Raw genomic sequence first — 12028 nt, 5'->3', positions numbered from 1 at the left:
CGAGGACTATGAAGCCCTGCTGCCCTGGATCCTCAACGCGACTGAGTAACTGCGCCTACTCGCATCGCAAGGACGTCGTCAATCAAGCGCTTACGTTTGTTGAAACGTTTCATGGCGATTTCTCCTGAATTATTGGAAAACTGCGGCCCGTGCCTGGCAGCAGTTGCACAAGGACTATCGCAAGGCCTGTGCCAGCTTTTTGAATTCAGTAAAAACCTTTTAAATCAGCAACTTACAATTTAATCAAACTCCCGCCCCGCTTGCAGTTTGCACAGCCCGCCGTTGCGCTTCATGCAAGTTGCATGATCTTCATCCGGACTTTTTGCCCAACTTGGCCAGCACCGCTTCGAGTTGAACCACTTCGCCCATCTGCTCGAACGCCGGGTAGCGCTGGCGGATGAACGCCAGCAACTGCTGGGCCGGCTCGACCTGCCCGAGCTCCTCGGAGAAGCCGCGCGCGGCGAGCAGGTAGGCGCGGGGAATGCCGGGATAGTCCGGGAAGCGCTTGTGCAGGTTGCGCAGCAGGCTCAGGCCTTCGCGCGCCTTGTGCCGCTGCAGCAGGACCTCGGCCAGGCGTTCGCAGACCGAAGGGTCCTCCGGCAGGTAGTCGGCCTGCAGCTGTCGGGCATTGAGGAAGGCATTGGCGGCCAGCTGCGGATTGAGCCGGCTGGCCAGCGCCAGGTAGTGCGGCAGGTGGTTCAGGCATTCCGCCCGATCGTGGGTGGCGAACAGCAACTGGTGGTAGCGCTCGTTGAGCTTGAGGTCCTGGCGGCCTTCGCGCAGGGCTGCCAGCAGGATCTCCAGGGCGGCGCCGGTCTGCCCTTCCTTGACCCGCACCTCGGCCTCGGCCAACGCCTTGCGGCGATGCCATTCCGGCGCGGCAAACCCGGCAGGCGCATCCTCGCCGGCCGACACGTAGCCCAGCTCGCCCTGATACTGGAACACCGCATAGCCCATCATGGCGCACATCACCACGCTGAAATAACCGGTCAGCGCCGCCACCACTGGCACCATCACCACCCGCGGCAGGCCGTGGGACAGCAGCCAGCCCACGTAGGTGGGCGATTGCCAGAGGATGAACAGGAACACACAGAGGATCAGGTAGCGCCAGCCCATGGCGGCGATCACCTGGCCCACCTCGGCAGGGCTGAGCGCCGCCCCCAGGCTCTTGTCCAGGGACAGGCGGATGATGCTCGCCGGCAGCACCAGCATGATGGCGATATTGACCGCCCAGTAGATCGCCTCGCTGTGGAAGTCCGCCGCGATCCACAGCAGCACCAGGGCGATCAGGAACACCGCCAGTTGCTGGAAGAAGGTGCGCAGGCTGTCGGCACTGAAGGCCTCCAGCAGGCCGGGGGCGTCCTGGCCGCCGAAGCTCGCCGCTTCGATCACGCTGTGCAGGTACTTGGTCGCCACGCTGAGCAGCGCGATCCACAGCAGGAAGATCTTCGGCATGAACACACAGGCCAGGGCCAGCAAGGCACAGAAGGCCAGCGGACCGGTCTGGAAGGCGTAGGCGAAGAACTTCGGCAGGCGCTCCCAGAAGGGTTGCGCGGTATTTGCCGCGCCGAGGAAGCGCAGATGGCCACGGCACAGCGGGCACGCCGGCGCGTACTCCGGAGCGTCGGCATTGAGGGGAATGCAGCAGTCGCCGTAATGACGCTCGCAAGGCTGGCAATGCCAGGTCGCGGGCTGGGCGCTGTGGTAGTGGCAGTAACGCTTGTCCATCTCGGGGCATCCTTGGAGCGAGATCGGCGAATGGCGCATTCTCCAGGCAAAAAAAGAGGGCCCGCAAGGGGCCCTCTTTCATTTCACCGATCGCTTACACGCCAGAGGCTTCAGCAGCGGCGACGTCCTTGATGGACAGCTTGATGCGGCCACGGTTGTCGACGTCCAGAACCAGGACTTTGACTTCCTGGCCTTCCTGCAGAACGTCGGTGACCTTGTCGATGCGCTTGTCGCTGATCTGCGAGATGTGCACCAGACCATCCTTGCCCGGCAGGATGTTGACGAAGGCACCGAAGTCCACGATGCGCTCGACCTTGCCGACGTAGATCTTGCCGATCTCGGCTTCCGCGGTGATACCCAGGACGCGCTGCTTGGCGGCCTCGGCAGCTTCCTTGGTTTCGCCGTAGATCTTCACGCTGCCATCGTCTTCGATGTCGATCGAAGCCTTGGTCTCTTCGCAGATGCTGCGAATGGTGGCGCCGCCCTTGCCGATGACGTCGCGGATCTTGTCGGTGTCGATCTTCATCTGGATCATGGTCGGAGCGTTTTCCGACAGCTCGGCGCGCGGAGCGGCGATGATCTGGTTCATCTGGCCGAGGATGTTCAGGCGAGCTTCCAGGGCCTGGCCCAGGGCGATCTCCATGATCTCTTCGGTGATGCCGTTGATCTTGATGTCCATCTGCAGGGCGGTAACGCCCTTGTCGGTACCGGCGACCTTGAAGTCCATGTCGCCCAGGTGGTCTTCGTCACCCAGGATGTCGGTCAGGATGGCGAACTTCTCGCCTTCCTTCACCAGGCCCATGGCGATACCGGCAACCGGCGCCTTGACCGGTACACCGGCGTCCATCAGAGCCAGGGAAGCGCCGCAGACCGAAGCCATGGAGCTGGAGCCGTTGGACTCGGTGATCTCGGAAACCACACGGATGGTGTAGGGGAACTCGTCCTGGGTCGGCAGCATGGCCGCGACGCTGCGACGGGCCAGACGGCCGTGGCCGATTTCACGACGACCAGCGCTGCCCATGCGGCCACACTCGCCTACCGAGAACGGCGGGAAGTTGTAGTGCAGCATGAAGGGGTCTTTGCGCTCGCCTTCCAGGGTGTCCAGCAGCTGCGCATCACGGGCGGTGCCGAGGGTGGCAACGACCAGGGCCTGGGTTTCGCCACGGGTGAACAGCGCCGAACCGTGGGTCTTGCCCAGTACGCCGACTTCGATACGCAGCGGGCGTACGGTGCGGGTGTCGCGGCCGTCGATACGCGGCTTGCCGTTGACGATGTTCTCGCGAACGGTGCGGTATTCCAGCAGACCGAAGACTTCCTTGACTTCACCAGCGGAGAACTGGCCTTCGCCTTCACCGGCGAACTTGGCGACGATCTCTTCGCGCAGGGCGTCCAGGGCCGCGTAGCGATCCTGCTTGATGGTGATGGTGTAAGCCTCGGAGATGGCAGCACCGAACTCGGCCTTGATGGTGTTGACCAGAGCGGTGTTCTCGACCGGAGCGGACCAGTTCCAGGTCGGCTTGCCGGCTTCGGTGGCCAGTTCGGCAACAGCGCGGATAACCGCCTGGAATTCTTCGTGGGCGAACAGAACGGCGCCCAGCATCTGGTCTTCGGTCAGCTCGTCGGCTTCGGATTCAACCATCAGCACGGCGTCGGAGGTACCGGCCACGACCATGTCGAGGCTGGAGCTCTGCTGCTGCTCGTAGGTCGGGTTGAGGATGTAGCCGATTTCCGGGTGGAAGCCAACGCGGGCTGCACCGATCGGGCCGGCGAACGGAATGCCGGAGATCGCCAGGGCGGCGGAGGTGCCGATCATGGCAGCGATGTCCGGATCGGACTTCTTGTTGGTGGAAACGACGGTGCAGACGACCTGCACTTCGTTCATGAAGCCTTCCGGGAACAGCGGACGGATCGGACGGTCGATCAGGCGCGAGGTCAGGGTTTCCTTCTCGGAAGGACGGCCTTCACGCTTGAAGAAACCACCGGGGATGCGGCCGGCTGCGTAGGTCTTCTCCTGGTAGTGCACGGAGAGCGGGAAGAAGCTCTTGCTCGGGTCGGCCTGCTTGGCGCCCACCACGGTGCAGAGCACGGTGACGTCGTCCATGGTGACCAGGACAGCGCCGGTGGCCTGGCGGGCGATGCGGCCAGTCTCGAGGGTGACGGTCGACTGACCGAACTGGAATTTCTTGGTTACCGGGTTCACGGTTTCTCTACCTTCGCTTTAGTTGCCTTGGGGGAAATGGTGGAAATGCCGGGAGTCGGACCCGTTTTCATTCCCTGTAAAAGCGAGAAAGCCGGGAGCCAGGGCCGATGAGCGGTATACACCGCCCATCGACCCCGGACTCCCAGCTTCCCACTTCAGGCTTGCCGTCTTAGCGACGCAGGCCCAGGCGACCGATCAGGGCGCTGTAACGAGAGGTGTCCTTGCCCTTCAGGTAGTCCAGCAGCTTACGACGCTGGTTAACCATACGGATCAGGCCACGACGGGAGTGGTGGTCTTTGCCGTTGGCCTTGAAGTGGTCCTGCAGCTTGTTGATGTTGGCGGACAGCAGTGCAACCTGCACTTCCGGGGAACCGGTGTCGCCTTCAGCTTGCTTGTACTCGTTAACGATCTGGGCTTTTTCTTGGACGCTCAGTGCCATGATGGGGCTTCCTCTGAGGTAACAGGCCAGGGACTTCTCCCTGTGTTCATAGTAAGAGGAGTGACCGTGCCTGCTGACAGCCACCCTCGGTTTCGGCCTTAAGACCGAATCAGTCGACGCGGCGCCAGGCGCCCGTCTTCGACCACTTCACCGATACCGATGAAACGGCCTTCATGATCCTGCACCCGCAGCATGCCGAACTTCGGCATATCCGGGGCGCGTACCGGCTGACCATGCAGCCAGTAATAGGCGCTGTGCTCGGACAACTGCAGCAGCGGCCAGTGCTCCAGGCCGGCATCCACCGGCAGCAGGAAGCGGTCGAGGGCTTCGTTGCCACCCTCGGCATGGGCTTTCTCGAGTTCCTCCAGCGTCACCGACTGGTTCAGCTGGAAGGGACCTGCCTGTGTCCGGCGCAGGGCGGCGACGTGTGCGCCACAACCGAGTTCGCGGCCGAGGTCTTCAACCAGGGTGCGAATATAGGTGCCCTTGCTGCAGGAAACCGCCAGGGTCGCACGGGGCGACTCGAACGCGAGCATTTCCAGGCGCGCAATAGTAACAGAACGCGCCTCGCGCTCCACTACCTCTCCTGCACGGGCCAGCTTGTACAGCGGCTGGCCGTCCTTCTTCAGGGCCGAGTACATCGGCGGCACCTGCTCTATGTCGCCACGGAAGCGCGGCAACTGGGCCTCGACAGCTTCCCGACCGGCGGTCACTTCGCGCTGCTCGAGCACCTCACCTTCGGCATCGCCGGTGGTGGTCGTGGTGCCCAGCAGGGCGATGGTCTCGTAGGCCTTGTCGGCATCGAGCAGGTACTGGGAGAACTTGGTCGCCTCGCCAAAGCACAACGGCAGCACGCCGGTGGCCAGCGGATCGAGGCTGCCGGTATGCCCGGCCTTCTCGGCATTGAGCAGCCAGCGCACCTTCTGCAGGGCCTGGTTGGAGCTCATGCCCAGGGGCTTGTCAAGAATCAGCACACCGTTGACCGCACGGCGAATGCGTTTCACCTGGGCCACGCGTTACTCCTCGGAATCGCCGCCGCGACGATCGGCAGCCACTGCGCGCTCGATCAGCGCCGACAGCTCGGCACCACGGCGGATGCTGGCGTCGTAGCTGAAGTGCAGTTGCGGCACGGTGCGCAGCTTCATCGCCTTGCCCAGCTGCATGCGCAGGAAGCCGGCAGCATCGTTGAGGATGCTGGTGTTCTGCTTCACCACTTCGGCGTTGTCGTCCTGGCCCATTACGGTGACGTACACCTTGGCATGGGACAGGTCGCGGGCCACATCGACACCGGTGATGGTCACCAGGCCAAGGCGCGGGTCCTTGATTTCACGCTGGATCAGCAGCGCCAGTTCGCGCTGCATCTGGTCGCCGATACGCTGGGTACGGCTGTACTCTTTAGCCATTTTTCTAACCTGCTTGCCCGAGCCACGAGGCTCCTGGCCTGAAAGCGGCAAACGCCCGGGACGACTGGAAAGCCGGCCCGGGCGCTGCGTTCACGCTCGAATACCCTTACAGAGTACGAGCGACTTCGACCTTCTCGAACACTTCGATCTTGTCGCCGACGCGCACGTCGTTGTAGCTCTTCACGCCGATACCGCATTCCATGCCGGCACGCACTTCGGAGACGTCATCCTTGAAGCGACGCAGGGATTCCAGCTCGCCTTCGAAGATGACCACGTCGTCGCGCAGGACACGGATCGGACGGTTGCGGTGCACCAGACCCTCGGTGACCATGCAGCCGGCGACCGCGCCGAACTTCGGCGAACGGAACACGTCACGCACTTCGGCGATACCCAGGATGTTCTCGCGAACATCGCTGCCGAGCATGCCGGTCAGGGCTTTCTTGACGTCTTCGATGATGTCGTAGATCACGTTGTAGTAACGCATGTCGAGGCCTTCGGACTCGACGATCTTGCGCGCACCGGCGTCAGCACGGACGTTGAAGCCGAACAGCACCGCGTTGGAGGCCAGCGCCAGGTTGGCATCGGACTCGGTGATACCACCGACGCCGCCACCGACCACGCGAACCTGCACTTCGTCGTTGCCCAGGCCGCTGAGCGAGCCCTGCAGGGCTTCCAGCGAACCACGGACATCGGACTTGAGCACGATGTTGAGGGTCTTCTTCTCTTCCTGGCCCATGTTCTCGAAGATGTTTTCCAGCTTGCCGGCGTGGGCACGGGCCAGTTTCACTTCGCGGAACTTGCCCTGGCGGAACAGAGCGACTTCGCGGGCCTTCTTCTCGTCGGCGACCACGGTCATCTCGTCACCGGCGTCCGGGGTGCCATCCAGGCCGAGGATCTCGACCGGAATGGACGGACCGGCTTCCTTGATCGGCTTGCCGTTCTCGTCGAGCATCGCACGGACGCGGCCGTAGTTGACGCCGACCAGAACCATGTCGCCCTGACGCAGGGTGCCGTCCTGGACCAGCACGGTGGCTACCGGGCCACGGCCCTTGTCCAGACGCGACTCGACCACCACGCCACGGCCCGGGGCCGACGGAGTGGCTTTGAGTTCGAGTACTTCAGCCTGCAGCAGCACGGCTTCGAGCAGCTCGTCGACGCCGGTACCCATCTTCGCGGAGACGTGGACGTACGGAGCATCGCCGCCCCACTCTTCCGGGATCACGTCCAGAGCGGCCAGGCCGTTCTTGATGTTGTCCGGGTTGGCATCGGGCTTGTCGATCTTGTTCACCGCGACCACGATCGGCACGCCAGCCGCTTTCGCGTGCTGCACGGCTTCCTGGGTCTGCGGCATCACGCCGTCGTCCGCTGCCACCACGAGGATGACGATGTCGGTCGCCTGGGCACCACGGGCACGCATCGCGGTGAACGCGGCGTGGCCGGGGGTGTCGAGGAAGGTGACCATGCCGCGGTCGGTTTCCACGTGGTAGGCGCCGATGTGCTGGGTGATGCCGCCGGCTTCGCCAGCTGCCACCTTGGCACGACGGATGTAGTCGAGCAGCGAGGTCTTGCCGTGGTCGACGTGGCCCATGACGGTCACGACCGGCGCGCGGGAAACCGCCTCACCTTCGAACTTCAGGGATTCGGCCAGTTGCTCTTCCAGGGCGTTCTCGCTGACCAGCTTGACCTTGTGGCCGAGTTCTTCGGCGATCAGCTGGGCGGTCTCCTGGTCGAGTACCTGGTTGATGGTCACCGGGGTGCCCATCTTGAACATGAACTTGACGACCTCGGCGCCCTTCACCGACATCTGGGCAGCGAGCTCGCCCACGGTGATGGTCTCGCCGATATTCACTTCACGCACAATCGGTCCTGTCGGGCTCTGGAACCCGTGCTGGTTACGCTTCTTCAGCTTGCCCTTGCCGCGGCCACCGCCGCGACGGCCGAAGCTGTCGTCGTCGTCGCCACCACTGCGCACAACGCGCGGCGCGGTGGTCTTTTCCTTTTCCTTGATCGACGGGCGATGCTGCGCATGCTTGCGATCACGGCGCTCGTCTTCGTCATCGCGCTTGGGAGCACGACGAGGCTCTTCCTTCTTGTGGCCATCCGCAGCAGGAGCAGCAGCGGCCGGAGCAGCCGGCGCAGGAGCCGCGGCACGCGGCGCATCGGCAGCAACCGGAGCGACAGCAGCAGGCGCAGTGTCAGTGGCCTGGCGAGCGGCGTCCGCCTGACGACGGGCCTCTTCTGCGGCAGCGCGCTGACGGGACTCTTCCTCGGCCTTCAGACGAGCAGCTTCTTCAGCGGCACGCTGTTCTTCCAGCTCACGCTGGCGTTCGGCCTCGACTTCCGCGGGATCGCGCTTGACGTAGGTCTTCTTCTTGCGGACCTCGACGCTGACGGTCTTGCTGCCAGCGACCCGAATGGTCGAGGTGGTCTTGCGTTGCAGGGTGATCTTGCGCGGCTCTTCCGCGCGATCACCATGGCTGCCCTTCAGGTGGGCCAGCAGCGCCTGTTTCTCGCTGTCGGTCACTACCTGCTCGGCATCGTTATGGGGCAGACCCGCTTCACGCATCTGCAGCAGCAGGCGCTCCACCGGCGTATCGACCGTCTTGGCCAGTTCTTTCACCGTGACTTGCGTCATGCACTTCTCTCCTCAGGCCGCGAATGCTTACTCGAACCAATGGGCCCGGGCGGCCATGATCAACTTGCCGGCACGCTCTTCGTCCATGCCGTCGATGTCGAGCAGGTCGTCAATAGACTGCTCGGCAAGATCTTCACGGGTGGTTACGCCACGCAGTGCCAGGTCAACGGCCAGCTCTTTGGTCATGCCATCGAGGCTGAGCAGGTCTTCGGCAGGTTGTGCGTCAGCGAGTTTCTCTTCAGTGGCGATGGCTTTGGTCAGCAGACGGTCCTTGGCGCGCGAGCGCAGCTCATTGACGATGTCCTCGTCAAAGCCGTCGATGTTGAGCATCTCTTCCATCGGTACGTAGGCAATCTCTTCCAGGGTGGTGAAACCTTCTTCCACCAGAACCTGGGCGAGTTCTTCATCGACATCCAGCTCGTCGACGAAGCGCTGCAGGATGTCGCCAGTTTCAGCCTGCTGTTTGGCCTGGATATCGGCCTCGGTCATCACGTTCAGGGTCCAGCCGGTGAGCTGGCTGGCCAGACGGACGTTCTGGCCACTACGGCCGATGGCCTGTGCCAGGTTGTCCTCGGCGACGGCGATATCCATGGTGTGGGTATCTTCGTCGACGATGATCGCCGCCACTTCGGCCGGAGCCATGGCGTTGATCACGAACTGCGCGGGGTTGTCGTCCCACAGGACGATGTCCACGCGCTCGCCGCCCAGTTCGCCGGAGACGGCCTGGACGCGGGAACCACGCATACCGATGCAGGCGCCCTGCGGGTCGATACGCTTGTCCTTGGAGCGAACGGCGATCTTGGCGCGCGAACCCGGATCACGGGCGGCGGCCATCACGTCGATCAGTTGCTCGGCGATTTCCGGTACTTCGATGCGGAACAGCTCGATCAGCATTTCCGGCGCGGTACGCGACAGGACGAGCTGCGGACCGCGGTTCTCGCTGCGGATTTCCTTGAGCAGGGCACGCACGCGGGTGCCAACGCGGAAGGTCTCGCGCGGGATGATCTGGTCGCGGGCCAGCAGCGCTTCGGCGTTGTTGCCCAGGTCGACGATCACGTTGTCGCGAGTCACTTTCTTCACGGTACCGGAGATGATCTCGTTGACCTTCTCGCGGTAGGCGTCGACCACCTGGGCGCGCTCGGCCTCGCGGACCTTCTGCACGATGACCTGCTTGGCGGTCTGGGCGGCAATGCGACCGAACTCGATGGACTCGATCTTCTCTTCGATGACCGCGCCGGCCTTCATGCCCGGATGATCTTCCTGCACGTCTTCGACGGTCAGTTCCGATGCCGGGTTGGAGTAGTCCTCGTCCTCGACGATGGTCCAGCGACGGAAGGTTTCGTAGTTGCCGTTGGCGCGGTTGATTTCCACGCGCAGGTCAACCTCGTCCTCGAAACGCTTTTTGGTCGCGGTCGCCAGGGCCAGCTCCAGCGCTTCGAAAATCACGCCAGGCGGTACACCCTTCTCGTTGGATACCGACTCAACAACCAGCAGTACTTCTTTGCTCATCGTACGCCTCGCCTTTCAATCCATTGGAATCCGCGCTCTGGCGGCTCACTCAAATCGGGGAATGATGTTGGCCTTGTCGATCGAGTCGACCGGCAGCAGGTATTCATGGTCATCCACCAGGACCACCACATCCTGCTCCTCCACACCACGGAGAATGCCCTGGAAATTGCGCCGCCTTTCGAAGGGCGTGCGCAGCTTGATCTTCACCTGCTCGCCGACATAGCGGGCGAACTGTTCAAGTGTGAAGAGTGGCCGATCCATGCCGGGCGACGACACCTCCAGGGTGTACTCGCCGGTGATCGGGTCTTCCACATCCAGGATGCCGCTGACCTGACGACTGACGATCTCGCAGTCATCGATCAGGATGCCTTCCGGACGATCGATATAAACCCGGAGCAGGGAATGGCGACCTTGGGAAATGTATTCAAGGCCCCAGCACTCATAGCCGAGCGCTTCTACTACAGGGGCCAACAAGGCCTGCAACTGTTCTAGCTTGCTCGACACCTGATCGCCTCGCGTATGCTGTAGAAATAAAAAATGGGCGAAACGCCCATCCTTAAGGACCGCCCTACTCTGGCGGCACGGACTGTCCAGCTAGCAAAAAGCCCCTGAAAAGGGGCTCTGCCAAACTGGTTGCGGGAGCTGGATTTGAACCAACGACCTTCGGGTTATGAGCCCGACGAGCTACCAGACTGCTCCATCCCGCGTCAAAGCTGGTGCGAAATTATACGGTCGAGCCCCTTCAAGGTCAACCGAAACACCGAAACGACAAGGCCCGCACAGCGGGCCTTTTCGTATATGGTACCGAGGAGGGGACTCGAACCCCTACAGCCTATGGCCACTACCACCTCAAGGTAGCGTGTCTACCAATTCCACCACCTCGGCAAAAACTCTTGCCTGCTTACTTCTGCTCAGGAGCCGCCGGAACGTCGCCGTTACCGCCTGCAGGGGCTTGAGGTTGCCCTTGCGCGCCCGGCACATCGCTAGCTGCCGGAGCTTGTTCCTGCTTCTGCTCCATCACCGCTGGATCAGGAAGCCCAGCGTGACGAATTATATCAGCTTTTTCTTTAGCAAAATACGCTAAACCCAAGCTGGTAATGAAAAAAACTGCAGCCAGTACAGCAGTGAAGCGACTCAGGAAGGTAGCCGAACCCTGGCTACCAAAAACAGTACCCGAAGCGCCGGCACCAAACGACGCACCCGCGTCGGCCCCCTTGCCTTGCTGAAGCAGGACCAGCACAACCAGACCCAGCGCCATCAGCAGGTGAATCACGATTACAACTGTTTCCAGCATCTTCAGTTTCCTGCGGCGCGACAGATCGCACCGAACTCATCTGCATTCAGGGAAGCTCCACCAATGAGCCCCCCATCGATATCCGGCATGCCGAAAAGCTCGACAGCGTTGGCGGCCTTGACACTGCCGCCGTACAGGAGACGAAGGCCGCGGGCCACCTCTGCGTTTTCCGCCGAGATCTGCGCGCGAATCGCCGCATGTACTTCCTGGGCCTGCTCAGGAGAAGCGGTCAGCCCCGTCCCGATTGCCCATACCGGCTCGTAAGCCACAACGGCGCGGGAGAAAGCCCCGACACCCAGATCCTCGATCACCGAGCCCAACTGGCGCCCGACAACCTCAAGAGTCTTGCCCGCCTCACGCTGCTCGCGGGTTTCACCCACGCACAGGATCGGAACCAGGCCACACGACTGAGCCGCTGCAAACTTGCGGCTGATCACCCCATCGTTCTCGCCCAGGATCAGGCGACGCTCGGAATGACCCACCAGCACCAGGGAGCAGCTCGCATCCGCCAATTGGCTGGCTGCGATCTCGCCCGTCAAGGCACCCTGCATCGGCTCAACCGCGCAATTCTGCGCACCGACGGCAACTGCCTTTCCATCCAGACCTTGTACGACCTGGTTGATGTACAGACAGGGCGGAAACACCGCCACATCGACACCCGTGGGAAGAGCCAGTTGACGCAGGCCTTTGATCAGCTCCGTGACGCTGGAGCGGGTACCGTGCATTTTCCAATTACCGGCCACCAAGGGTCGACGCATGCTGTACCTCGCTGAGCAAAGTGGGCGCAGATATTACTCGACGCTTTTGGAACTGACAAGAG

Annotated in this window: 10 protein-coding genes and 2 tRNA genes; all 12 read right to left on the bottom strand. The window is 62.5% G+C overall.

Annotated elements, in window-relative coordinates; translation table 11 throughout:
• Positions 1-309 precede the first annotated feature (309 nt).
• The 12 genes from HNP46_RS19860 to tpiA all read right to left on the bottom strand — a co-directional run bounded on the left by HNP46_RS19860 (position 310) and on the right by tpiA (position 11966).
• Positions 310-1728 carry a DUF4013 domain-containing protein gene (locus HNP46_RS19860; RefSeq protein ID WP_184592305.1) on the bottom strand — a complete coding sequence of 473 codons (1419 nt, stop codon included), beginning with the start codon at positions 1726-1728 and terminating at the stop codon, positions 310-312.
• Between the two features lie 94 nt (positions 1729-1822).
• Entirely contained in the window at positions 1823-3928 is a 2106-nt protein-coding gene (gene pnp / locus HNP46_RS19855; RefSeq protein ID WP_184592303.1) for a polyribonucleotide nucleotidyltransferase, read from the bottom strand.
• Between the two features lie 169 nt (positions 3929-4097).
• Positions 4098-4367 carry a 30S ribosomal protein S15 gene (gene rpsO / locus HNP46_RS19850; protein ID WP_045216763.1) on the bottom strand — a complete coding sequence of 90 codons (270 nt, stop codon included), beginning with the start codon at positions 4365-4367 and terminating at the stop codon, positions 4098-4100.
• Between the two features lie 98 nt (positions 4368-4465).
• Entirely contained in the window at positions 4466-5380 is a 915-nt protein-coding gene (gene truB, locus HNP46_RS19845) for a tRNA pseudouridine(55) synthase TruB (RefSeq protein WP_184592301.1), read from the bottom strand.
• Positions 5381-5383: 3 nt separating this feature from the next.
• A complete protein-coding gene (gene rbfA, locus HNP46_RS19840; protein WP_045216758.1) occupies positions 5384-5770 on the bottom strand; it encodes a 30S ribosome-binding factor RbfA in 387 nt (128 codons plus the stop codon).
• A 106-nt stretch (positions 5771-5876) separates the two neighbouring features.
• A complete protein-coding gene (infB, locus tag HNP46_RS19835) occupies positions 5877-8405 on the bottom strand; it encodes a translation initiation factor IF-2 (protein WP_184592299.1) in 2529 nt (842 codons plus the stop codon).
• Between the two features lie 27 nt (positions 8406-8432).
• Complete coding sequence (gene nusA / locus HNP46_RS19830) at positions 8433-9914, bottom strand: transcription termination factor NusA (RefSeq protein ID WP_184592297.1); 1482 nt, start codon at positions 9912-9914, stop codon at positions 8433-8435.
• A 45-nt stretch (positions 9915-9959) separates the two neighbouring features.
• A complete protein-coding gene (rimP, locus tag HNP46_RS19825; RefSeq protein WP_184592295.1) occupies positions 9960-10418 on the bottom strand; it encodes a ribosome maturation factor RimP in 459 nt (152 codons plus the stop codon).
• Positions 10419-10544: 126 nt separating this feature from the next.
• Positions 10545-10621 (bottom strand) — tRNA-Met (locus HNP46_RS19820).
• 92 nt (positions 10622-10713) lie between these two features.
• Positions 10714-10799, bottom strand: a tRNA-Leu gene (locus HNP46_RS19815).
• 16 nt (positions 10800-10815) lie between these two features.
• Positions 10816-11208, bottom strand: a complete 393-nt coding sequence (secG, locus tag HNP46_RS19810) for a preprotein translocase subunit SecG (RefSeq protein ID WP_017518945.1) — start codon at positions 11206-11208, stop codon at positions 10816-10818.
• Between the two features lie 2 nt (positions 11209-11210).
• Positions 11211-11966 (bottom strand): triose-phosphate isomerase, encoded by a 756-nt coding sequence (tpiA, locus tag HNP46_RS19805; protein ID WP_184592292.1) that lies wholly within the window; start codon positions 11964-11966, stop codon positions 11211-11213.
• Positions 11967-12028: the final 62 nt, after the last annotated feature.

Source organism: Pseudomonas nitroreducens (assembly GCF_014204515.1).
Classification (GTDB): Bacteria; Pseudomonadota; Gammaproteobacteria; order Pseudomonadales; family Pseudomonadaceae; genus Pseudomonas; species Pseudomonas nitritireducens_A.
Note: the sequence above shows the minus strand (reverse complement) of the source record. Positions and strands in the feature narration are given on the sequence as shown.

Coding starts and splice junctions, on each gene's coding strand:
- infB (WP_184592299.1), bottom strand. CDS start 8,405: ATGACGCAAGTCACGGTGAAAGAACTGGCCAAGACGGTCGATACGCCG.
- HNP46_RS19860 (WP_184592305.1), bottom strand. CDS start 1,728: ATGGACAAGCGTTACTGCCACTACCACAGCGCCCAGCCCGCGACCTGG.
- secG (WP_017518945.1), bottom strand. CDS start 11,208: ATGCTGGAAACAGTTGTAATCGTGATTCACCTGCTGATGGCGCTGGGT.
- tpiA (WP_184592292.1), bottom strand. CDS start 11,966: ATGCGTCGACCCTTGGTGGCCGGTAATTGGAAAATGCACGGTACCCGC.
- rbfA (WP_045216758.1), bottom strand. CDS start 5,770: ATGGCTAAAGAGTACAGCCGTACCCAGCGTATCGGCGACCAGATGCAG.
- nusA (WP_184592297.1), bottom strand. CDS start 9,914: ATGAGCAAAGAAGTACTGCTGGTTGTTGAGTCGGTATCCAACGAGAAG.
- rpsO (WP_045216763.1), bottom strand. CDS start 4,367: ATGGCACTGAGCGTCCAAGAAAAAGCCCAGATCGTTAACGAGTACAAG.